General features: G+C 71.4%; 26 protein-coding genes. 1 reads left to right on the plus strand and 25 read right to left on the minus strand.

From position 1 onward, the window contains the following. Positions 1-8 precede the first annotated feature (8 nt). From ACFVTR_RS06100 to glmS, 10 genes are all read right to left on the minus strand, one after another. Entirely contained in the window at positions 9-635 is a 627-nt protein-coding gene (locus tag ACFVTR_RS06100; protein ID WP_387035649.1) for a DUF4190 domain-containing protein, read from the minus strand. Between the two features lie 7 nt (positions 636-642). Beyond that, positions 643-1389, minus strand: a complete 747-nt coding sequence (locus ACFVTR_RS06105; protein ID WP_387035651.1) for a hypothetical protein — start codon at positions 1387-1389, stop codon at positions 643-645. Between the two features lie 36 nt (positions 1390-1425). Next, complete coding sequence (locus tag ACFVTR_RS06110) at positions 1426-1827, minus strand: DUF4190 domain-containing protein (protein WP_387035652.1); 402 nt, start codon at positions 1825-1827, stop codon at positions 1426-1428. 136 nt (positions 1828-1963) lie between these two features. Then, positions 1964-3019: a tRNA (adenosine(37)-N6)-threonylcarbamoyltransferase complex transferase subunit TsaD gene (tsaD, locus tag ACFVTR_RS06115; protein ID WP_387035654.1), complete on the minus strand. Its 1056-nt coding sequence runs from the start codon at positions 3017-3019 to the stop codon at positions 1964-1966. Beyond that, positions 3016-3618 carry a ribosomal protein S18-alanine N-acetyltransferase gene (rimI, locus tag ACFVTR_RS06120; RefSeq protein ID WP_387035656.1) on the minus strand — a complete coding sequence of 201 codons (603 nt, stop codon included), beginning with the start codon at positions 3616-3618 and terminating at the stop codon, positions 3016-3018. The genes tsaD and rimI overlap by 4 nt, the downstream gene beginning before the upstream one ends. Next, the gene (gene tsaB / locus ACFVTR_RS06125) at positions 3615-4250 is read right to left on the minus strand and encodes a tRNA (adenosine(37)-N6)-threonylcarbamoyltransferase complex dimerization subunit type 1 TsaB (protein WP_387035658.1); all 636 of its coding nucleotides are present in this window, start codon (positions 4248-4250) and stop codon (positions 3615-3617) included. Before tsaB ends, rimI begins: the two co-directional genes overlap by 4 nt. A gap of 10 nt (positions 4251-4260) precedes the next feature. Beyond that, the gene (gene tsaE, locus ACFVTR_RS06130; RefSeq protein WP_387035660.1) at positions 4261-4794 is read right to left on the minus strand and encodes a tRNA (adenosine(37)-N6)-threonylcarbamoyltransferase complex ATPase subunit type 1 TsaE; all 534 of its coding nucleotides are present in this window, start codon (positions 4792-4794) and stop codon (positions 4261-4263) included. Next, positions 4791-5990, minus strand: a complete 1200-nt coding sequence (alr, locus tag ACFVTR_RS06135) for an alanine racemase (RefSeq protein ID WP_387035662.1) — start codon at positions 5988-5990, stop codon at positions 4791-4793. The genes tsaE and alr overlap by 4 nt, the downstream gene beginning before the upstream one ends. Then, complete coding sequence (locus ACFVTR_RS06140; protein ID WP_387035663.1) at positions 5987-6349, minus strand: holo-ACP synthase; 363 nt, start codon at positions 6347-6349, stop codon at positions 5987-5989. Before ACFVTR_RS06140 ends, alr begins: the two co-directional genes overlap by 4 nt. 19 nt (positions 6350-6368) lie before the next feature. Next, positions 6369-8219 (minus strand): glutamine--fructose-6-phosphate transaminase (isomerizing), encoded by a 1851-nt coding sequence (gene glmS / locus ACFVTR_RS06145; RefSeq protein WP_387035664.1) that lies wholly within the window; start codon positions 8217-8219, stop codon positions 6369-6371. 85 nt (positions 8220-8304) lie between these two features. Here glmS and coaA point away from each other — a divergent pair, with 85 nt between their 5' ends. After that, the gene (gene coaA, locus ACFVTR_RS06150; protein WP_376944340.1) at positions 8305-9261 is read left to right on the plus strand and encodes a type I pantothenate kinase; all 957 of its coding nucleotides are present in this window, start codon (positions 8305-8307) and stop codon (positions 9259-9261) included. A 105-nt stretch (positions 9262-9366) separates the two neighbouring features. Here the strand turns inward: coaA and glmM are convergent, their stop codons facing one another. From glmM to secY, 15 genes are all read right to left on the minus strand, one after another. Then, a complete protein-coding gene (gene glmM, locus ACFVTR_RS06155) occupies positions 9367-10728 on the minus strand; it encodes a phosphoglucosamine mutase (RefSeq protein ID WP_387035666.1) in 1362 nt (453 codons plus the stop codon). An 18-nt stretch (positions 10729-10746) separates the two neighbouring features. Beyond that, positions 10747-11232: a 30S ribosomal protein S9 gene (gene rpsI / locus ACFVTR_RS06160; protein ID WP_387035669.1), complete on the minus strand. Its 486-nt coding sequence runs from the start codon at positions 11230-11232 to the stop codon at positions 10747-10749. A gap of 43 nt (positions 11233-11275) precedes the next feature. Next, positions 11276-11722 (minus strand): 50S ribosomal protein L13, encoded by a 447-nt coding sequence (rplM, locus tag ACFVTR_RS06165; RefSeq protein WP_157423236.1) that lies wholly within the window; start codon positions 11720-11722, stop codon positions 11276-11278. Positions 11723-11877: 155 nt separating this feature from the next. After that, complete coding sequence (truA, locus tag ACFVTR_RS06170; protein WP_387035671.1) at positions 11878-12855, minus strand: tRNA pseudouridine(38-40) synthase TruA; 978 nt, start codon at positions 12853-12855, stop codon at positions 11878-11880. A gap of 10 nt (positions 12856-12865) precedes the next feature. Next, on the minus strand, positions 12866-14164 hold the full coding sequence (locus ACFVTR_RS06175) for an acyltransferase (protein ID WP_387035673.1): 1299 nt from the start codon (positions 14162-14164) through the stop codon (positions 12866-12868). Between the two features lie 119 nt (positions 14165-14283). Continuing rightward, positions 14284-14817 carry a 50S ribosomal protein L17 gene (gene rplQ / locus ACFVTR_RS06180; protein ID WP_387035675.1) on the minus strand — a complete coding sequence of 178 codons (534 nt, stop codon included), beginning with the start codon at positions 14815-14817 and terminating at the stop codon, positions 14284-14286. Between the two features lie 47 nt (positions 14818-14864). Beyond that, the gene (locus ACFVTR_RS06185; protein ID WP_022889750.1) at positions 14865-15851 is read right to left on the minus strand and encodes a DNA-directed RNA polymerase subunit alpha; all 987 of its coding nucleotides are present in this window, start codon (positions 15849-15851) and stop codon (positions 14865-14867) included. 132 nt (positions 15852-15983) lie between these two features. Then, on the minus strand, positions 15984-16382 hold the full coding sequence (gene rpsK / locus ACFVTR_RS06190) for a 30S ribosomal protein S11 (RefSeq protein ID WP_092668574.1): 399 nt from the start codon (positions 16380-16382) through the stop codon (positions 15984-15986). Positions 16383-16414: 32 nt separating this feature from the next. Beyond that, positions 16415-16795 carry a 30S ribosomal protein S13 gene (gene rpsM, locus ACFVTR_RS06195; protein ID WP_376944328.1) on the minus strand — a complete coding sequence of 127 codons (381 nt, stop codon included), beginning with the start codon at positions 16793-16795 and terminating at the stop codon, positions 16415-16417. Between the two features lie 157 nt (positions 16796-16952). Further along, a complete protein-coding gene (rpmJ, locus tag ACFVTR_RS06200; RefSeq protein ID WP_022889747.1) occupies positions 16953-17066 on the minus strand; it encodes a 50S ribosomal protein L36 in 114 nt (37 codons plus the stop codon). A 67-nt stretch (positions 17067-17133) separates the two neighbouring features. After that, entirely contained in the window at positions 17134-17355 is a 222-nt protein-coding gene (gene infA / locus ACFVTR_RS06205) for a translation initiation factor IF-1 (protein ID WP_011186713.1), read from the minus strand. Positions 17356-17563: 208 nt separating this feature from the next. Then, positions 17564-19246, minus strand: a complete 1683-nt coding sequence (gene ptsP / locus ACFVTR_RS06210) for a phosphoenolpyruvate--protein phosphotransferase (RefSeq protein WP_387035678.1) — start codon at positions 19244-19246, stop codon at positions 17564-17566. Positions 19247-19286: 40 nt separating this feature from the next. Continuing rightward, positions 19287-20114, minus strand: coding sequence for a type I methionyl aminopeptidase (map, locus tag ACFVTR_RS06215; RefSeq protein WP_387035680.1), 828 nt, complete (start codon positions 20112-20114; stop codon positions 19287-19289). Between the two features lie 5 nt (positions 20115-20119). Beyond that, positions 20120-20761 carry an adenylate kinase gene (locus tag ACFVTR_RS06220; protein WP_387035682.1) on the minus strand — a complete coding sequence of 214 codons (642 nt, stop codon included), beginning with the start codon at positions 20759-20761 and terminating at the stop codon, positions 20120-20122. Beyond that, complete coding sequence (secY, locus tag ACFVTR_RS06225; RefSeq protein ID WP_376944320.1) at positions 20758-22083, minus strand: preprotein translocase subunit SecY; 1326 nt, start codon at positions 22081-22083, stop codon at positions 20758-20760. The genes ACFVTR_RS06220 and secY overlap by 4 nt, the downstream gene beginning before the upstream one ends. Positions 22084-22120: the final 37 nt, after the last annotated feature.

Below are 22120 nucleotides of genomic sequence, written 5' to 3' on the forward strand. Positions count from 1 at the left end.
CAGCCGCGTCAGGCCGGCAGCGCGCCGAACACGATCGCGTAGTAGCCGATCCAGAGCGCCGAGAACACGAGTCCGCCGAGCCCCGTTCCGATGCCGATGAACGCGAGCGTCCGCCCGTGCTCCTCGCGGCGCAGGCCGAGCACGCCGAACACGATGGCCGCGATCGAGAGCGGCAGCATCCAGCCGACGAACAGCGACGCCGTCGCACCGATGATGCCCGTGACCGCGGCGACCCAGCTGTACGCGCGGCTCTGCTGCTGCGCCTCGACGACCTCGCTCTGGTCGTACTCGGGCCGATGCACCACGAGCAGCTGGCCGGTCGAGATGCGCCGGAGCTGCCCGGTGTCGACGGGCACGTCGAACTCGCGCACGACCGGGTCGGCGCGGAGCGTCGGCTCGGCGGGGCGGTAGGGCGCGAGCGGGTCGTCGAGCGGGGTCTCGACCTCGGTCGGCGGCACGAACGTCGGTCGCTCGTCGCCCTCCCGCCCGGTCGGATCGGCGAGTTCGCCGTCGGGCCGGGACGACGCGGACGGCGGGCCCGCGGACTCGGATGGAGCTCCATTGACGGGGGGCTCCGCCCCAGAACGGCGGTCGGGGGCCTCGCCCTCGGGCGAGACCCCCGCACGGTCGGTCATGTCACCCTCAGTAGATGTCGTAGTCGCCGTAGGGGACGCTCGCGAAGAGCACGCTCCAGAGCACGATCGACAGCAGGCCGATGGCGATCCCGACGAAGCCGGTGATGATGCCGGTCAGCCACATGCCCTTCGCGGCAGGCTCCTTGCGCTTGCCGATGAAGCCGAGCACCACGGCCGCGGCCGGGATGAACAGCTGCATGATGCCGCCGACGAAGGGGATCCACACGACGGCGAATCCGCCCACGATGCCGAGCACGCCCGCGATGAGCGAGATGAGGCTGAACACCGGGGTCGGCTTGCTCGGTGCGGTGCCGTACGCACCGTACCCGGGCTGACCGTACGCGGGCTGCGCCGGCGCACCGTAACCGGGCTGAGCGGGAGCACCGTAACCGGGCTGAGCGGGAGCACCGTATGCGGGCGGCGGAGGCGGCGTCGCAGCACCGTAGCTCGGCGGCGCCGCGGGTGCCGGAGCGCCGTAGGCGGGCGGAGCGGGCGGAGCCGGCGGTGCGGGCGGAGCCGGCGGTGCGGTCGGCGGCTCGGGTGCAGCCGGCGGCTCGGGCACCGAAGGCACCTCGGGGCCGGTCGCGGCCGCATCCACCGGGACGACCGGCTCGGGTGCACCGGGCACCTGGGGCTCGGGCGCGTCGGGAACGACGGGCTCGGGCGCGTCGGGCACCGTGGGCTCGGGCGCGTCGGGCACCGTGGGCTCGACCGGCTCGCCGGGGAGCTCGTCGGGGTTCTTCGGATCACTCATCGGTGCTCCTCTGCTTGATGCGGGTGTCGACCCGGCTCAGTAGGTGGTGATGTCGGGGTTCGAGGCCACGAACGCGAAGGCGGCGATCCACAGGATGACCGCGATGATCCCGGCGACGAGGCCCACGTAGCCGATGATGAGTCCGGCGATCGCGAGGCCGCGGCCCTGCTCACCGGTCTTCTTGATCTGGCTGAGCGCGATGTGACCCGTGATGATCGCGACGAGCGACACGAAGAACGCCGAGACGAGCGAGACGATCGCGAGCACGTTGGTCTTGGACGGGGCGGGGGCGCCGTAGGCAGGAGCGGCGTAGGCGGGGGCGGCCGGAGCGGCCGGCGGCGTGCCGTACGCGGGAGCGGCGGGAGGCGTCGCGGGAGCGGCCGGGGGCACGGGCGGGACGGCGCCGGCGGGCTGCTCGGGAAGGTTCGGGTCGGTCACGGTGGTTCCCCTCGATGCTGTGTGTACGCGTCCCTCGGGATGAGGGTGCGCTCCGGGCGCGAACGATCGCCGCCGCTCCCCGGTGATTTCGTCCCCACACTATCGCGCGAGGGCCCGCCTGCACAGGATTCTTGCGTCAGGCGACCTGGATGTCGGTCACCGGCAGCGTGGAGTCGGCGCCGAAGCCGAGTTCGGACGGGGCATGACCGGCCATGACGAGCTGGGCGCCGAGCGCCGCGATCATCGCGCCGTTGTCGGTGCAGAGCGAGAGCGGAGGGATGCGCAGCGCGATGCCCGCGGCCGCCGCCCGCTCGGCGGCCACCTCGCGCAGGCGCGCGTTCGCGATGACCCCGCCGCCGAGGAGGAGGCGCGGTACGCCGAGTTCGGTGCACGCGTCGATCGCCTTCGCGACGAGCACGTCGACGACGGCCTCGCGGAAGCTCGCGGCGACATCCGCGACCGGCACGGGCTCGCCCGCGGCCTCGCGCTGCTCGACCCAGCGGGCGACCGCGGTCTTCAGCCCCGAGAAGCTGAAGTCGTAGCGGTGCGCCACGAGGTCCTTCGGGCGGGTGAGCCCCCGCGGGAAGCGGATCGCCTTCGGATCGCCGCCCACCGCGGCGCGGTCGATCTCGGGACCGCCCGGGTAGGGCAGACCGAGCACGCGTGCGACCTTGTCGAAGGCCTCGCCCGCGGCGTCGTCGATGGTCTCGCCGAGCAGCTCGACGTCCGAGACGAGGTCGCGCACGAGCAGGAGGGAGGTGTGCCCGCCCGAGACGAGCAGCGCCACCGTCGGGGTCTCGAGCGGGTCGGCCGCGTCGAGGAGGTCGGCGCCGACGTGCCCGACGAGGTGGTTCACCGCGTAGATGGGGACGCCCTGCGAGAGGGCGAGCGCCTTCGCGGCCCCGACGCCGACCATCAGCGCGCCGGCGAGGCCCGGACCGCTCGTGACGGCGACCGCATCGATCTCGTCGAGCGTGACGGATGCCTCGGCGAGCGCCGCACGGATCGTCGGCCCCATGGCCTCGAGGTGCGCACGCGCCGCGACCTCGGGGACGACGCCGCCGTAGCGTGCGTGCTCGTCCATCGAGGAGGCGATCGTGTTCGCGAGCAGGGTCGTGCCGCGGACGATGCCGACCCCGGTCTCGTCGCAGGAGGTCTCGATCCCGAGGATGAGCGGCTCGCGGGTGTTCATCGTGAGGCCCCTCGGATCGTCGTGCCGTCGACGCCGCCCGCCGGTCGCGTGACGGCCGGCGGCACTGCGAGCTGCATCATGATCGCGTCGACGCCGTGCCGGTAGTACCCGCGACGCACTCCGATCTCGACGAAGCCGAGCGACTCGTACAGCGCACGGGCGATCTGGTTGTCGGCCCGCACCTCGAGGAAGAGCTGGGCGATGCCCCGGCGCCGGGACTCGGTGATGAGCGCGTGCATGAGCCCGCGGCCGAGGCCGATCCCGCGCGCGGCGGGGTCGACGGCGATGGTCTGGATGTCGCCCTGGTCGCTGCCCGAAGGCGCCAGCAGGCCGGCGTAGCCGAGCAGCGGCGGCCACGCGGCATCCGCCGCGTCGTGCTCGAGGTCGGAGGAGACGTCGTCGCCCGCCGCGGGCTCGTCGGCCGGCGCCTGCCGCGAGGCGAGCTCGTCGTCGACCGCGACGAGGTAGTACCCGTGGGGGCTCTCGAGCTCCCGGCGCATCGCGTCCTCGGGCCAGGCGTCGTCGGTGAACGTCGCGCGCTCGAGCCGCATGATCGCCTCGAGGTCGGTGAGCCGGGCCCGGCGCATGAACACGCTCACTGCAGCACCCGCTTTCCGGCGGAGGGCGTGACGTCGGGCGCGCGGAGGTAGAGGGGTGCGTCGTCGATGAGCGGCAGGCGACCGGCCGCGAAGGCGAGTTCGGCGACGAGGCCGACGGCGCCGGCCGAGACGACGGTCGCCTCGAATCGGATGCCTCGTGCCTCGGGCAGCGCGTCGCGCGGAGCGAGCGCGGGACCGCTCGCCCGCACCGGGAGCCCCGCCTCGTCGAGCCCGTCGTACTCGGAGACCGCGAATTCCCGGCGCCGCGCGTCGGTGACGACCTGGAGCGGGCCGGTCTCGCCCGAGGTGTACCGCGACCACGCGATCGCGTCGTGGCTCGGGACGGGCACGAAAGGACGGGCGATGCCGAGGGCGAAGGCGTGCGCCGCGGCGATGCCGACCCGGAGGCCCGTGAACGGCCCCGGGCCCATGCCGCCGGCGACGCCCGAGAGCCGGTCGGGAGCGATGCCGGCCCCGTCGAGCGCGTCGCGGATGAAGCCACCGATCACCTCGGCGTGGCGCATGGTGTCGTCGGTGCCGGTCTCGGCGAGGATGCGCAGTTCGCCGCTCGCGGCGTCGCGATCGACGATCGCGACACTCGTGCCCGTCGAGGTGTCGATCGCGAGGAGCATGGGGACAAGCCTACGCCGAGACGGCGTACGGGGTGCCCGCCCACCGGGGACCGAAGCCGCGCACGGTGACGGTGCGCGGCTCGTCGGCGTCGAGCTCCTCGTCGCCGTCGGACGCGCCGTCGGCCTCGTCGACCGACTCGCCTCGAGCCTCGCTCGCACCGGTGGGTCGCTCGATCACGATCTCGAGCCGCGAGTCGCTGAGCTCCTCGACGAGGCCGGCGCCCCACTCGACGACGACGACCGAGCGGGCGACGTCGAGATCGAGGTCGTCGACGAGCGCCGCGTCGCCGAGCCGATAGGCGTCGACGTGGATGAGCGGCGGGCCTCCGCCGAGGTTCGGGTGCGTGCGGGCGATGACGAACGTCGGGCTCTGTACCGGACCCCGAACGTCGAGTCCCGCGCCGATGCCGCGGGTGAGGGTGGTCTTGCCTGCGCCGAGCGGCCCGGTGAGCACGAGGAGGTCGCCGGCGCGCAGCGCGGCGCCGAGATCGCGACCGAACTCGGCCAGGTCCTCCGCGGTGTCGAAGGTCGCCGCGAACGTCACGATCGCGCCTCGGTCGCGGAGGCCTCCTCGACGGCATCGGCATCGCCGACGTACCGCCGCGGCACGCGGGGGCCGATGCGGGTGACGATCTCGTAGCCGATGGTGCCGGCGGCCGCGCCCCACTCGTCCGCGGTCGGTGCGCCCGTCGCCGGGTCGCCGAAGAGCACGACCTCGTCGCCGACCGCCACCTCGTCGTCGCCGACGTCGACGATGAACTGGTCCATGGCGATGCGTCCGGCGACCGGGCGGCGGCGTCCGGCGACGAGCGCTTCGGCGCCGTTGCCCGAGGCCTGGCGCGGCACCCCGTCGGCGTAGCCGAGCGGCACGAGGGCGAGGGTGCTGGCCTGCTCGGCGTGCCAGATATGGCTGTACGAGGCGCCCGCACCGGTCTCGACCCGGCGCACCGCCGCGACCCGGGCACGCAGCGTCATCACGGGCGTGAGCCCGAGCTCGGTCGAGGTGGTGCCGTCGCCGAAGGGCGTCAGGCCGTACATGCCGATCCCGATGCGGACGGCGTCGTACCGGGCGCTCGGGTCGCGGAGCGCCTGCTCGGTCGAGGCGATGTGCCGGATCCTCGGGGCGAGGCCGGCGGCACGGGCCTCGGCGAGGGCGCGCTCGAAGGCGTCGAGCTGGGCGGCGTCGACCTCGCGCGAGGTGTTCGCGAAGTGGCTGAACACGCCGACGACCTCGACGAGCCCGTCGCGCTCGAGGCCCGCGGCCAGGGCGACCACGTCGGCCCATTCACCTTCCGGCACGCCGTTGCGGCTGAGCCCGGTGTCGATCTTGAGATGCACCAGGGCGGGCGCGTCGAGGCCGTCGGCTGCGACGGACGCCGCGGCCTCCGCCGCGCGCTCGAGTTGCGCACGACTGGAGATGCCGAGCTCGATGCCCGCGCGCACCGCGCGGACGAAGTCGGCGTCGGGCCCGTGCAGCCAGGCGAGCACCGGGGCGTCGATGCCGGCGTCGCGCAGTTCGTGCGCCTCGTCGAGGTCGGCGACGCCGAGCCGGGTCGCGCCTCCCGCGAGGGCGGCCCGCGCGGCGGCCACCGCGCCGTGCCCGTACGCGTCGGCCTTCACCACGGCGATGATCTCGGCCGGGGCCATGCGTGCGGCGAGGGTGCGCACATTGCCCGTGAGCGCGGCGAGGTCGATGACGGCCTCGCGGAACGGCGACCCCGTGGCATCCTGCCGGCTCATCGCCCGTTCGCCTTCTCGAGCACGACGAAGGCGCTCGCGATGCCGGCGTCGTGGCTCATCGAGAGGTGCACGCGATCGATGCCGAGCTCGTCGACGTGGCGGGCGAGCGCGCCCGACAGTGCGAAGTCGGGGTTGCCCTCCGCGTCCTGCACGATCTGCATGTCGTGCCAGCGGATCACCGCGTGGCCGCCGAGCGCCTTGATGAGCGCCTCCTTCGCGGCGAATCGTGCGGCGAGCGAGCGCGCCGGTCGATCACGTTCGCTCTCGGCGAACAAGCGCTCGAGGAGCGCGGGGGTCCGGGTGATCGAGCGCTCGAAGCGCCCGATGTCCACGACGTCGATGCCGATGCCGGCGATCACTCGGCCCCCGCGCCCATGATCACTCGACCGTCACCGACTTCGCGAGGTTGCGCGGCTGGTCGACGTCGAGGCCCTTCGCCTGCGAGAGCTCCATCGCGAAGATCTGCAGCGGCACCACCGCGAGCAGCGGCTCGAAGAGCGGGCCCGCGAGCGGGATGCGCACGACCTCGTCGGCGAAGGGCAGCACCGCGGCGTCGCCGGCCTCGGCGATCGCGATGACACGGGCGCCGCGCGCGCGGATCTCCTGGATGTTCGAGACGACCTTCGGGTGCAGGCTCCGGTCGTGGCGCGGGCTCGGGACGACGACGAACACCGGCTGGCCCGGCTCGATCAGCGCGATCGGCCCGTGCTTCAGCTCGCCGGCGGCGAAGCCCTCGGCGTGGATGTACGCGAGCTCCTTGAGCTTCAGCGCACCCTCGAGGGCGATCGGGTAGCCCACGTGCCGGCCGAGGAAGAGCACCGAACGGGTGTCGGCCATCCAGTGGGCGAGCTGCTCGACCTTGCCGGCCTCGCCGAGCACCTGCTCGATCTTCGCGGGCACCGCGGTCAGCTCGGCGAGCTGCGCCGCGAGCTCGGCGTCGCCGAGCGTGCCGCGCACCCGGGCGAGGTGCAGGCCGAAGAGGTAGAGCGCCGTGATCTGCGCGACGAACGCCTTCGTCGACGCGACCGCGACCTCGGGGCCGGCGTGCGTGTAGACCACCGCGTCGGACTCGCGCGGGATCGTGGCGCCCTGCGTGTTGCAGATCGAGATCGTGCGTGCGCCCTGTTCGCGGGCGTACTTGACCGCCATCAGGGTGTCCATCGTCTCGCCCGACTGGCTGATCGAGACGACGAGCGTGTCGGCGTCGAGCACCGGCTCACGGTAGCGGAACTCGTGGCTGAGCTCGACCTCGACCGGGATCCGGGCCCACTGCTCGATCGCGTACTTCGCGACCATGCCGGCGTAGGAAGCGGTACCGCAGGCGATGACGGTGATACGACGGATGCCGCGGAGCTCGTCGTCCCCGAAGCCTTCGAGCTCGGGGATCACGACGGTGCCGTCGACCACGCGGCCGCGCAGCGTGTTGGCGACGGCCTCGGGCTGCTCCGAGACCTCCTTGCGCATGAAGGACGACCATCCGCCCTTCTCGGCGGCCGAGGCGTCCCAGGCGACCTCGAAGGTGTCGAGCTCGACGGGCTCGCCCGCGAAGTCGGTGACGACGACCTCGTCGGCGGTGATCGCGACGATCTGGTCCTGCCCGACGGCGACGGCCTGCTTCGTGTACTCCACGAACGCGGCGACGTCGGAGCCGAGGAAGTTCTCGCCCTCGCCGAGCCCGATCACGAGCGGCGAGTTGCGACGCGCGCCGACGACGACGCCGGGCTCGGCGCGGTGCACGGCGAGCAGGGTGAAGGCGCCCTCGAGGCGCGAGACGGTGTTGCGGAAGGCCGCGCGGAGGTCGCCGGCGGCACGGTACTCGCGACCGAGGAGCACGGCGGCGACCTCGGTGTCGGTCTCGGACTCGAAGGTGTGCCCCTCCGCGAGGAGCTCCTCCTTCAGCTCGGAGAAGTTCTCGATGATGCCGTTGTGGATGAGCGCGAGGCGGCCCTCGTCGCCGAGGTGCGGGTGCGCGTTGCGGTCGGTCGGCCCGCCGTGGGTGGCCCAACGAGTGTGGCCGATGCCGGTGCCGCCGTGATGCAGCGGATTCCGCTCGAGCTCGTCCGCGAGGACCTTGAGCTTGCCGGCGCGCTTCGCGGTCTCGATGGCGCCGTCGTCATCGACGACCGCCACCCCCGCCGAGTCGTAGCCACGGTATTCGAGGCGGCGCAGGCCACCCATGAGGACGTCGAGGCTGTTGCGCTCTCCGACGTATCCGACGATTCCACACATGGGGGCGATTCTACTGGCGAACGGCTGTGCGCCCGCCCCGAGGGCGCAGCCCGACGAGCCCGTCGCCCCGCACTACACTGGCACGGTGCCGGATCAGCAGAGCCCGTCGTCGCACCCGACGCAGATCTCGCCGTTCATCGAACTCGACCGAGCCGACTGGGCGGCGCTTGCGCCGTCGATGCCGTCGCCCCTCCGCGAGACCGAGATCGTGCAGCTGCGCGGCCTCGGCGAGCCGCTCGACCCGACAGAGGTCGCCGAGGTCTACCTGCCGCTCAGCCGGCTGTTGAACCTCTACGTCGGCGGCACGAAGTCGCTGCACAAGGTCGCGAGCGAGTTCCTGCGGGAACGCTTCGAATCGACGCCCTTCGTGATCGGGGTCGCCGGATCGGTCGCGGTCGGCAAGTCCACGATCGCGCGGCTCCTCCGCGAGCTCCTCGCCCGGTGGGAGCACACGCCCAGGGTCGAGCTCGTGACGACCGACGGGTTCCTCTTCCCGAACGCCGAACTCGAGCGCCGCGGGCTCATGGCCCGCAAGGGGTTCCCCGAGTCGTACGACCGCCGGGCCCTCCTGCGCTTCGTGAGCGAGGTGAAGGCGGGCGCCGCCGAGGTCCGCGCCCCGTTCTACTCGCACCTCGCCTACGACATCGTGCCCGACGCCCAGGTGACGGTGCGCCGCCCCGACGTGCTCATCGTCGAGGGGCTCAACGTGCTGCAGCCGCCCGGCCCGGGGCACCGCCTCGCGGTGAGCGATCTCTTCGACTTCACGATCTACGTCGACGCGCGCACGAGCGACATCGCACGCTGGTACGAGGAGCGCTTCCTCAAGCTCCAGCAGGGTGCGTTCGCGAACCCGCGCTCGTACTTCCACCGCTACGCCTCGCTGTCGGAGGACGAGGCGCGGCTCCGGGCGCGCGAGATCTGGCACTCGATCAACGAGCCGAACCTGCTCCAGAACATCCGGCCGACCCGTTCGCGCGCCTCGCTCGTGCTGCGCAAGGGCTCGGACCACGCGGTGTCGAGCGTGCTGCTGCGCAAGCTCTGACCCGGGCCGCCGTCGACGCCCGACGATCCGTCCGTGAACGCCGGAACGCCGCGTCCTCGAGCGAGGACGCGGCGTTCCGATGACGTCGATGGGGTTGTTCGCCGACTACAGCGCGAGCTCTGCCTTCACCACGTCGGCGAGGGCGGCCGCATGACGGTCGGCCTCGGGCTGGTCCGCCGCCTCGACCATCACGCGCACCATGGGCTCGGTGCCCGAGGGGCGCAGGAGGACCCGGCCGGACTCGCCGAGCTCGGCCTCCACCTCGGCGACGGCTGCGGCGATCCGCTCGTTCTCGCCGAGACGGTGATGATCGACCCCGCGCACGTTCACGAGCACCTGCGGGTACACCGTCATCACCGAGGCGAGCTCCGCGAGCGTCTTGCCGGTGCGAGCCATCTCGGCCACCAGGTGGAGGCCGGTGAGCACCCCGTCGCCGGTCGTCGCGTACTCGCTCATGATCACGTGACCGGACTGCTCGCCGCCGAGGGCGAACCCGCCCGCGCCGAGCGCCTCGAGCACGTAGCGGTCGCCGACCTTCGTCTCGACGATGCTGATGCCGTGCTCGGCCATCGCACGCTTGAGACCGAGGTTGGACATGACGGTGACGACGAGCGTGTCGTCGGTCAGGTGACCGCGTTCCTTCATCGCGAGCGCGAGGATCGCCATGATGCGGTCGCCGTCGACGATGTTGCCGTCGGCGTCGACCGCGAGGCAGCGGTCGGCGTCGCCGTCGTGCGCGATGCCCAGATCGGCACCGTGCGCGAGCACGGCGGCCTGCAGCTGGTCGAGGTGGGTCGAGCCCACGCCGTCGTTGATGTTGATGCCGTCGGGGTCGGCGCCGATCACGACGACCTCGGCACCGGCGTCCTTGAAGGTCTGGGGCGAGACGCCCGCCGCCGCGCCGTGGGCGCAGTCGAGCACGACCTTGATGCCGTCGAGGCGGTTCGGGAGGGTGCCGAGCAGGTGCACGACATAGCGGTCCTCGGCATCGGCGAAACGCCGGATGCGGCCGACGCCGTCGCCGACGGGGGCCAGCTTCTGCTTGCCGAGGAACGACTCGATCCGGTCTTCGACCTCGTCGGGCAGCTTGGTGCCGCCGAAGGAGAAGAACTTGATGCCGTTGTCGGGCGCCGGGTTGTGCGACGCCGAGATCATGACGCCGAAGTCGGCCTTGATCGAGTCGATGAGGAAGGCGGTCGCGGGGGTCGGGATGACCCCGGCGTCGAGCACGTCGACACCGGAGCTCGCGAGGCCCGCGGCCACCGCGGCGGTGATGAACTCACCGGAGACGCGGGGGTCGCGCGCGACGACGGCGACGGGTCGCCTGCCCGCCGCGCGATTCTCGTCGGCGTGGCGTCCCTGCGTGAGGACGGCCGCAGCCGCCTGGGAGAGGCCCAGGGCCAGGTCAGCCGTGAGTTCACGGTTGGCCAGGCCCCGGACCCCGTCCGTTCCGAAAAGCCGAGGCATACGGATTCGCGGAGCGGATTAACGCTTCGAGAACTGCGGAGCCTTGCGGGCCTTCTTGAGACCGGCCTTCTTGCGCTCGATGACGCGGGCGTCGCGCGTGAGGAAGCCGGCCTTCTTGAGGGTCGGGCGGTTGTTCTCGCGGTCGATCTCGTTCAGCGCACGCGCGATCGCGAGGCGGAGCGCACCGGCCTGGCCCGAGGGGCCGCCGCCGGTGATCTTCGCGACCACGTCGTACGAGCCGGTGAGCTCGAGCACGGTGAACGGGTCGGTGATGAGCTGCTGGTGCAGCTTGTTCGGGAAGTACGCCGCGAACTCACGGCCGTTGACCGTGATGGTGCCGGCGCCGGGGACGACGCGCACGCGGGCGATGGCCTGCTTGCGGCGGCCGACGGCTGCGCCCGACACGTTGAGCACGGGGCGGGGGGTGGCGGGAGCGGCCTCGGGCGCGCTCTCGGTCGTGTAGCTCTCAGGAGCCGCTTCGATCTGGTCTGCGATCTTCGCCATTTTGGTGTGAATCCTTATTTCGAGAACGTCGAGGGTGCCGGAATTACTGGGCGACCTGGGTGAGGGTGTACGGCTTGGGCTGCTGCGCGGCGTGCGGGTGCTCGGGGCCTGCGTAGACCTTGAGCTTCTTGAGCTGCGCCCGGCCGAGCGAGTTCTTCGGGAGCATGCCGCGGATCGCCTTCTCGACGGCGCGAACGGGGTTCTTCTCGAGGAGCTCGGCGTAGCCGACGGCCTTGAGGCCGCCCGGGTAGCCCGAGTGGCGGTACGCCTTCTTCTGCTCGAGCTTCTGGCCGGTGAGGGCCACCTTGTCGGCGTTGACGATGATGACGAAGTCACCGGTGTCGACGTGGTTGGCGAAGATCGCCTTGTGCTTGCCGCGCAGCAGGGCTGCGGAGTGGCTCGCGAGACGACCGAGGACGATGTCGGTCGCGTCGATGACGACCCAGTCGCGCTGGATCTCGTTCGACTTCGGGGTATAGGTGCGCGTCACGGAAGTGCTGCTTTCTGATCGAGTGAGGGGTTCGTGAATCCCACTCCGGGGGAGTTCGACCGCGATGCGTGCGAACGCCTGGTGGAGGGCTCAACTTCGGGTACCGCTGCAGAGAACGGCACCAAAGGGAGATTCTAGCAGCTACATCCCGCGATTCAGAATCGCGGCTCCGCGACGGGGTCGGGGATGCCTCGCTGCCGGAGGTCCCGTCGCGCCCGGGTCTGCACGGCGCGGGTCTCGAGCTCGGCGTCGTCGGGGTAGCCGACCTCGGTGAGCACGAGCCCCTTCGCGGGCATCACCTTGAACGCGCTCGTGCGTTCGGCGGCGGCCAGCAGGCGTTCGGGGTCGTCGGCGGCGAGCTTGCCCTCCCCCACCGCGACGCACGCGCCCACGAGCGCCCGGACCATCGAATGACAGAACGCGTCGGCCTGCAGCGTTGTGACGAGCACGTCACCCTCGCCCCGACGCCAGCGGTAGGCCTGCAGGGTGCGGATCGTCGTCGCCTCCTCGCGCGGCTTGCAGAAGGCGGCGAAGTCGTGGAGCCCGAGCAGGCGGTTCGCCGCGCGATCCATCGCCTCGACGTCGAGCGCCCGGGGGTACCAGACCGTCCGGCCGCGTGCGAGCGGGTCGCGCAGGGCGGCGTCATCGGCGATCCGGTACTCGTAGCGTCGCCACACTGCCGAGAAACGGGCGTCGAAGCCGGCCGGCGCCGGCTCGGCGTGCGTGATCACGACATCGGAGTCGGCAGTGCCGAGGATGCCGGTGAGCCGGCGGAGCAGGACGGCGGCGCGATCGTGCTCGAGCGCGCCCGAAGCGTCGCCGCGGCGCAGCCGCGTGACCTTGGCGAGAGCGGACGCGGGGACGTCGAGGTGTGCCACCTGGCCGAGCGCGTGCACCCCCGCGTCGGTCCGCCCCGCGACGGTCAGCCGGGGCGCCACCCCTTCGCGCCGGAAGAGCGTTGCGAGCGCACCCTCCAAGGTGCCCTGGACCGTGCGCAACCGGGGCTGCGCGGCCCAGCCCTTGAAGTCGGTGCCGTCGTAGGCGATGCCGAGCCGGATGCGCACCACCTCGTCAGGCTCGCCGTTCACGGCGACCCGCGTCGCCCCCGCGGCATCCGCCTCGCTCGTGTCCATACCCGCCAGCCTAGGCGCGCGCCGTCGCGGTGAAGGCATCGACCTCGCCGGCGCGAGCGCGCGGTGCGCGGGGGCCCGGTCCGCCGGCGATGAGGGCGACCACCGAGAGCGTCACGAGCGTCCAGCCCAGCACCCCGTGCGTCCACGGCACGTAGCCCAGGGTCAGGAACACGCCCACCCCGGCGACCGCGCAGACGGTCCAGACCACCACCGCAGCGAGCGGGGTGCGGCGTTCGACCGGCGCGGGCCAGCGCGCCTCGAGCCTTGGCACGACGGCGCAGCACGCGGCGACCACGAGGGCGATCGCGAGGATCCAGAGGGGCCGCGTCGCCCACCACGCGGGAGACAGCACCGGCGGGAAGGGCAGGCCGATCGCGAGCTGGGCCGCCGTCACGACCGCCATCGCGAAGGTGTGCCAGAGGTAGATGACCATGCCGTACACGCCGAACACGAACACGGCGCCGAGCACCGCTCGATGCGCGACGAATCGCCGAATCGCCGGCTGCAGCAGCGCGAACAACGCGACCTGGCCGAGCGCGAGGGCCATGATCGCGAGGCTCGGCGGGTTGAGGTTGTCGAGCATGTCGTGCGAGTAGCCGAAGACCGCCACGAGCATCGCGATGAATCCGTAGGCGAACACCGCGATGGCGACGAGCACGGGCCACGAACGGCGGGCGAACCAGCCGTCGCGCAGGCCGAACCCGAGCTGCTGCGCGAACAGCCAGACGAAGATCCAGTTGAGGGCGCCCACCGGCAGTCCGAGGCCGCGCGCGAGCAGGTCGACGAGCACGGCGCCGGCCGCGAGGCCGAGGTACGTCGGCCACGGCGCGTGCCGGTGCAGCCACGACATCGCGGGCACGAGGGCGGTGCAGACGAGGTACACGGGGATGAACCACAGCGGCTCGGCCAGCCGGACCGCGAAGCTCTGCACGAAGCCGGTGTCGACGCCCGCCAGCAGCATGCCGCCGAGCACGAGCCCCACCGCCGCCGTCACCGACACGACGGGCTGCGCGAGCCGCACCGCCCGCACCCGCAGGTAGTGCGCGCCGGTCTCGCCGTGCCCGCGGAGCCTCCGCCACTGCGTGATCGACGCGAAGCCGCCGCAGATGAAGAACACCGGCATGATCATGAGCGGCCAGGTCGCCCACGCGAGCGGTTCGAAGCCGTCGAGCGCGTTGAACGCGCGCAGCGGGTCGCCGCCGATGCCCATCTGCAGCGCGTGCAGCAGCACGACGACCGGAAGGCAGAACGCCCGGGCGAAGTCGATCGAGAGGTCGCGATCCTCGGGGATCCGCACCGGTGCGCGCACGCTGCTCCTTCCACGCCTGCGCCGACGGACCTCGTCGACGCCGAGCACGATTGTGGCACAGACGACGAAGGGCCCCCTGTCGCTGTGGACAGGGGGCCCTCTCGTGGTGCGGAGAGTGCTTACGCCTTCTCGGCGGCGGCCTCGTCGGCGGCGGCCTCGGCGGTCTCGTCGGCGGCGGTCTCCTCGACCGGCGCCTCCTCGACGACCTCGGTCTCGTCGGCGGCGGGCGCCTCCTCGACGACCTCGGCCGGAGCGGCCGCGGCGGCGGGCTTCGCGGCGCGCTGCTTCTTCACGACCGGCTCGAGCACGAGCTCGATGACCGCCATCGGGGCGTTGTCGCCCTTGCGGTTGCCGATCTTCGTGATGCGGGTGTAGCCGCCCTCACGGTCGGCGACCTGCGGGGCGATGACCGCGAACAGCTCGTGCACGACGGCCTTGTCGCCGATCACGGCGAGCACGCGACGGCGGGCGTGCAGGTCGCCGCGCTTCGCGAACGTGATGAGACGCTCGGCGAGCGGGCGGAGCCGCTTCGCCTTGGTCTCGGTGGTGGTGATGCTCTTGTGCGTGTAGAGCGCAGCCGCGAGGTTCGCGAGCATGAGCCGCTCGTGCGCGGGTCCGCCTCCGAGGCGGGGGCCCTTGGTGGGCTTCGGCATGGTTCGTTATCTCCAGTGTGTGGGGTCGGTGCTACGTGCGCGAGCGACTAGTTCTCGTCGTCGAAGCCGGTGTAGAAGTGGGCGCCGTCGAATCCGGGCACCGAGTCCTTGAGGGACAGGTTCATCTCGGTGAGCTTGTCCTTCACCTCGTCGACCGACTTCTGACCGAAGTTGCGGATGTTCATGAGCTGCGACTCGCTCAGGGCGACGAGCTCCGACACCGTGTTGATGCCCTCGCGCTTGAGGCAGTTGTAGCTGCGCACCGAGAGGTCGAGGTCTTCGATCGGGATCGAGAGCTCGCTCGAGAGCACGGCGTCGACCGGCGCGGGGCCGATCTCGATGCCCTCGGCCGCGGTGTTCAGCTCGCGGGCGAGACCGAACAGCTCGGTGAGCGTGCGGCCCGCCGAAGCGATCGCGTCGCGCGGCGAGATGGCCGGCTTCGACTCGACGTCGACCACGAGGCGGTCGAAGTCGGTGCGCTCGCCGGCACGGGTGGCCTCGACGCGGTAGGTGACCTTGAGCACCGGCGAGTAGATCGAGTCGACCGGGATCTGGCCCGCCTCGGAGTACTCGTTGCGGTTCTGGCTCGCCGAGACGTAGCCGCGGCCGCGCTCGATCGTGAGCTCGAGCTCGAACTTGGCCGAGTCGTTGAGCGTCGCGATGACCAGCTCGGGGTTGTGCACCTCGACACCGGCGGGAGCCGAGATGTCGGCGGCGGTGACCTCACCGGCACCCTGCTTGCGCAGGTACGCGGTGATGGGCTCGTCGTGCTCGCTGGAGACGACCAGGTTCTTGATGTTCAGGATGATCTCGGTGACATCCTCCTTCACACCGGGAACCGTCGAGAACTCGTGGAGCACGCCGTCGATGCGGATGCTCGTCACGGCCGCGCCGGGGATCGAGGAGAGGAGGGTGCGGCGAAGCGAGTTGCCGAGGGTGTAACCGAAGCCCGGCTCGAGGGGCTCGATCACGAAACGCGAACGGAACTCCGAGATGTTCTCTTCGGTGAGCGTCGGGCGCTGTGCGATCAGCACTGTTGATTCCTTTCGGCAGGGTGTCCGCTATATGACACCTGCGAGGTCGAGGATCTTGAGTTGTGTGAGAACGGATGCCCGGTGGCCGGGCCGGCTCCGAAGAGCCCGGCCCGACCACCGGTCCGGAGAGCCTTAGACGCGGCGGCGCTTCGGCGGGCGGCAGCCGTTGTGCGCCTGCGGCGTCACGTCGTTGATGCTGCCGACCTCGAGGCCCGCGGCCTGGAGCGAACGGATTGCGGTCTCACGGCCCGATCCGGGGCCCTTGACGAAGACGTCGACCTTCTTCATGCCGTGCTCCTGCGCCTGGCGCGCAGCCGACTCGGCAGCGAGCTGCGCGGCGAACGGGGTCGACTTGCGCGAGCCCTTGAAGCCGACGCCGCCCGAGGAGGCCCAGCTGATCACGGCACCGGTGGTGTCGGTGATCGAGACGATCGTGTTGTTGAACGTCGACTTGATGTGGGCCTGGCCCACGGCGATGTTCTTCTTTTCCTTCTTGCGCGGCTTGCGAGTAGCCGCCTTGGGTGCTGCCATGTGTGAAATCTCCTAGATCTGGCGACGAGCGGTTACTTGCGGCCGGGCTTCTTCTTGCCGGCGACGGTGCGCTTCGGGCCCTTGCGGGTACGAGCGTTGGTCTTGGTGCGCTGACCGCGGACCGGAAGGCCGCGGCGGTGGCGGAGGCCCTCGTACGAGCCGATCTCGACCTTGCGGCGGATGTCGGCGGCGACCTCGCGGCGGAGGTCACCCTCGACCTTGAAGTTGCCCTCGATGTAGTCACGAAGGGCGACGAGCTGCTCGTCGCTGAGGTCCTTCACGCGGATGTTGCCGTCGATGCCGGTCTCCGCGAGCGTCTGCAGCGCGCGAGTGCGGCCGACGCCGAAAATGTAAGTCAGTGCGATCTCCACGCGCTTCTCGCGCGGGATGTCAACTCCTGCCAGACGTGCCATGTGTGGCTTCTCCTGTTTCGAAGTGGAGGTGTGGAGCACTGCCGGTGCCCGGGCCTCCGTCCCGAGGTGTCCCCCGCGCGAGCGGGATCTGGCAGTGCCGATTCGTATTCAGTTGTGGCGTGGGGCCGCGCACTCGGCGTGGCCCCGCGTCAGGCGATTAGCCCTGGCGCTGCTTGTGGCGCGGGTTCTCGCAGATGACCATCACGCGGCCGTGACGGCGGATGACCTTGCACTTCTCGCAGATCCGCTTGACGCTGGGGTTGACCTTCACAGTGGTTCCTCTGATTCGCTGTCCTCGTACCCGCGGGATGCCGCGGGCCGTTACTTTCCGGCAGCCCTTACTTGTAGCGGTAGACGATGCGCCCGCGCGTCAGGTCGTAGGGGCTCAGCTCCACGATCACGCGGTCCTCGGGGAGGATGCGGATGTAGTGCTGGCGCATCTTCCCTGAGATGTGCGCGAGAACCTTGTGCCCGTTCGTGAGCTCCACCCGGAACATCGCGTTCGGGAGAGCCTCGATGACCGAGCCCTCGATCTCGATGACGCCGTCTTTCTTGGCCATAGCCTCACTATCGCTTGGAGTTTGGGATGCTGGTCGTGCGATGACTGCTGCGCGCGAACCGTGCGCGATGCCCTCGGACGAAGTCGTCGGGCATGCCAAGGCAGGCGTGCAGAACACCAAGGGTCAACTTTAGGTCATTTCCGCCGTTTTCGCCAGTCGACGTCGCGAGCGCGGCGGGCGGCCCCACCGGGGATGCCTCGGGCGCCGTTCAGCGGCGCGCGTCCGACGCCGCCTTCGCCGCCGACCGTGCCGATGCGGACCCGTCCGCAGCGAGCGCCGCCTCGGCGATGGCCCTGGCGTCGGCCGCCGAATGGCGGAGCAGCCCCGCCCGCACCCCCGCGAGGGCCGAGGGCGACATCGACAGGCTCGTCGCACCGAGCCCGACGAGCACGACCGCGAGGAGCGGGTCGGCCGCGGCCTCGCCGCAGATGCCGACCGGCTTGCCGAGTTGCGCCCCGGCCGCGCCCACTGCACCGACGAGCCCGAGCACGGCGGGATGCCACGGGTCCTGCAGTTCGGCCACCTCGCCCAGGAGGCGGTCGGCGGCCATCGTGTACTGCGTCAGGTCGTTCGTGCCGATCGAGGCGAACTCGACGGCCGCGAGCAGCCGATCCGCGAGCAGCGCGGCGGCGGGCACCTCGACCATGACGCCCGCGACCGGGAGCCCCGCCCCGTGGGCGATCTCCGCGAACCAGGCGGCCTCCTCGACCGTCGCGATCATCGGCGCCATCACCTCGAGGCGGGCGTGCGTCCGCGCGGCCGCGGCGGCGAGGGCGTCGAGCTGGTCCCGCAGCACGGGCTCGGTGCGCCGCAGCGCACGGATGCCCCGCATCCCGAGCGCCGGGTTCTCCTCGTGCCTCCCGCCGAGGAAGGCGAGCGGCTTGTCGGCCCCGGCATCGAGGACCCGCACCACGACCTTCCGGTCGGGGAAGGCGGCGAGGAGCCGCTCGTAGGCCTCCTCCTGCACCGCGCGCGAGGGCGCGACCTCCGAGCCGAGGAAGAGGAACTCGGTCCGGAACAGTCCGACGCCCTCGGCGCCGAGGCGCACGGCCTCCTCGGCGCCGGCCGGATCGCCGAGATTCGCGAGCAGCGGGACGGGCGTGCCGTCGGCGAGGCGCCCCGGCTCGATCGGCGCGGTCGCCTCAGCGGCCAGCTCCTCCTGCCGCGCGACCGCGGCGGCGATCTCGTCGTCTGAGGGGTCGCGCACGATCCGTCCGTTCTCCGCGTCGACGATCACCGTCTCCCCCTCCATGAGCGCCGAGGCATCCGCGCCGACGATCGCGACGAGCGCCTTCTCGCGCGCGAGGATCGCCGTGTGCGAGGTCGGCCCGCCTTCGAGCGTCACGACGGCGAGCACGCGATCGAGGTCGAGGGTCGCGGTGTCGGCCGGGGCGAGGTCGTGCGCGACGAGCACGAACGGATGCCCCGGGTCGGGGACGCCGGGGGCAGGCGCGCCCGACAGCTCGGCGATCACCCGCTGCGAGACGTCGGCGAGGTCCGCAGCGCGTTCGGCGAGGTACCCGCCCATGCCGGTGAGCAGCTCGCGGTATCCGGCGAACGCCTCGAACACCGCGCGTTCGGCCGTCGCACCCCGCGCCACGTGCTCGCCGACGCTCGCGTGCACCGCCGGGTCCTCGAGCATGAGGGCCTGGGCCTCGAGCACCTCGGCCGCTGCGCCCTCCACCGAGGCCGCCCGACGGCGGAGCTCGCGCGCGACCTCCGCCGCGGCGGTCTGCGCCCGTTCGAGCTCCAGCTCGGGACCGCGCCCGCTCGCCGCGGTCGACGGCTCGGGCGGCGGCGGCGACATCCAGGCCACGGGCCCGATCGCCACGCCGCGTCCCACCCCGATCCCGTTGAACTCCACCTCGACCACCCCCGGCTCGATCGGCACCCAGCCTAGCCCTGCGGGCGCGGCCGCGGGTCGGGAACGCTCAGTCGATCGGGGTCGGCACGATGCCGAAGGGAGCGAGCCCCTCGGCCCCGCCGTCGGGCGCGGTGAGCACCCAGATGCCCCCGGCGTGCACGGCGACGCTGTGCTCCCAATGCGCCGCATCGGCGCCGTCGGCCGTCGTGACGGTCCAGTCGTCGTCGCGCACGAAGCTCTCGATCGCGCCGGCGACGAGCATCGGCTCGATCGCGACGACGAGGCCCGGCTTCACGGCGGGTCCCCGGCGGTCGACGCGGTAGTTGAACACCGGCGGCTCCTCGTGCATCGTGCGGCCGATGCCGTGCCCCACGTAGTCGGTGAGGATGCCGTACTCCCCCTCGCCGCGCACGTAGTCCTCGATCGCCGCCCCGACCTCGTTGAGATGCGAGGCGCGGGCGAGCGTCGCGATGCCGTGCCAGAGCGCGTGCTCGGTGACCTTCGACAGCGTCTCGCGTGCGGCGACGATCTCGGGCCGCGACGGGTCTGGCAGCACGACCGTGAACGCCGAGTCGCCGTTCCAGCCGTCGACCTCGGCGCCGCCGTCGACGGAGACGATGTCGCCGGGCTGGAACCGCCGGTCGCCCGGGATGCCGTGCACGACGTCGTCGTTCACCGAGACGCACAGGGTGTGCCGGTACCCGGGGACGAGCTTGAAGTTCGAACGACCGCCGGCGGCCGTGATGGTGCGCTCCGCGGCGGCGTCGAGCTCGAGGCCGGTCGCGCCGGCCACGGCGAGACGCCGGGCCTCAGCGAGCGCCGCGGCCGTCGCACGGCCAGCCGCGACCATCGAACGCAGCTGGGCCGGCGACTTGTAGATCGAACGCCGGAACACGTGGGTCAGGCCGCGGCGCCGGGGTGCCGGGGCGCGAGGCCCCGAGCGGCGAGCGCCTCGAAGATGCGCCCCGTGACCTCGGCGAGCGTGCCGACGCCGTCGATGCGGGCGACGAGGCCGCGTTCGCGGTAGACGTCGAGGATCGGCGCCGTCTCGCGCTCGTAGATCGCCAGGCGATTCGCGATGACCTCTTCGGTGTCGTCAGTGCGGCCCTGCTCGACCGCGCGCTGGTGGATGCGCGTGATCGACTCCTCGCGCGGCACCTCCAGCTCGATCACGGCGTCGAGCGATTCGCCGCGCCCGGTGAGGAACGCGTCGAGGTCGTCGACCTGACCGCGGTTGCGGGGGTAGCCGTCGAGCAGGAAGCCCTCCGCGGCGTCCGCCTGCGCGAGACGGTCGCGCACCAGTTCGCTCGTGAGCGCGTCGGGCACGAGGTCGCCAGCCTCGATGATCGCCTGGACCCGCTTGCCGAGTTCGGTGCCGCCCGCGACGTTGGCGCGGAAGATGTCGCCCGTGGCCACCTGCGGCACTCCGAACGCGTCCGCGATGAGCACGCCCTGGGTCCCCTTGCCGGAGCCCTGGGGGCCGACGATCAGGAAGCGGGCGGAGCTGGTGGCGTCGGTGCCGTTCGAGGCGGCTGGCGTCATCGGAGAAGTCCTTCGTAGTGTCGCTGCTGGAGTTGGGCGTCGATCTGCTTGACCGTCTCGAGGCCGACGCCGACGATGATCAGGATGGAGGCGCCGCCGAACGGGAAGTTCTGGTTGGCGCCGACCCAGACGAACGCGATCAGCGGGATGAGCGCGACCAGGCCGAGGTAGAGCGAGCCCGGAGCCGTGATGCGGGTGAGCACGTAGTCGAGGTACTCGGCCGTCGGGCGCCCCGCGCGGATGCCGGGGATGAAGCCGCCGTACTTCTTCATGTTCTCGGCCACCTCGTCGGGGTTGAAGGTGATCGCGACATAGAAGTACGTGAAGCCGACGATGAGCAGGAAGTACAGCAGCATGTAGAGCGGGTGGTCGCCCTTGGTCAGGTAGTTCGTGATCCAGAGCACCCACGGCTGCGGGTCCTCGCCGGCGGCCGGCTGGTTGAACTGCGCGATGAGCGCGGGCAGGTACAGCAGCGACGAGGCGAAGATGACGGGCACGACGCCGGCCATGTTGACCTTGATCGGGATGTACGTGTTGTTGCCGCCGTAGGTGCGGCGTCCGACCATGCGCTTCGCGTACTGCACCGGGATTCGGCGCTGGCTCTGCTCGACGAAGACGACCGCGACGACGATCGCGAGACCGATGAGGAGGACGATCGCGAAGATGTCCCAGCCGCGGGCGATGCCGATCGCCCAGAGCGAGCCGGGGAAGGTCGCGGCGATCGAGGTGAAGATGAGGAGCGACATGCCGTTGCCGATGCCGCGCTCGGTGATGAGCTCGCCCATCCACATGATGAGGCCGGTACCGGCGGTCATCGTGATGACCATGAGCAGGATCGCGTACCACGCGTCGTTCGTGATCAGCGCCGAGCACGAGGGGTCGCTGTTCGGGAAGAGCGCACCCGAGCGCGCGACCGTGATGAGCGTCGTCGACTGCAGCACGCCGAGGGCGATGGTGAGGTAGCGGGTGTACTGGGTGAGCTTGCCCTGGCCCGCCTGCCCCTCCTTGTAGAGGGTCTCGAAGTGAGGGATGACCACGCGCAGCAGCTGCACGATGATCGACGCGGTGATGTACGGCATGATGCCCAGCGCGAAGATCGAGAGCTGCAGCAGTGCACCGCCCGAGAAGAGGTTCACGAGATCGTAGAGCCCGGATGCCCCGGCGGCCTGGTTCGCCGCGAGACACTGCTGCACGTTGCCGAAGTCGACGAACGGCGCGGGAATGAAGGATCCGAGCCGGAACAGGGCCACGATGCCCAGCGTGAACCCGAGCTTGCGGCGAAGATCCGGCGTGCGGAAGATCCGCCCGATGGCGTTGAACACTCGTCCTCCTGTTGCTCCGTGCGATGCGTCTGCGCCG

This window comes from Agromyces sp. NPDC058126 (genome assembly GCF_042884595.1).
Taxonomy (GTDB): domain Bacteria; phylum Actinomycetota; class Actinomycetes; order Actinomycetales; family Microbacteriaceae; genus Agromyces.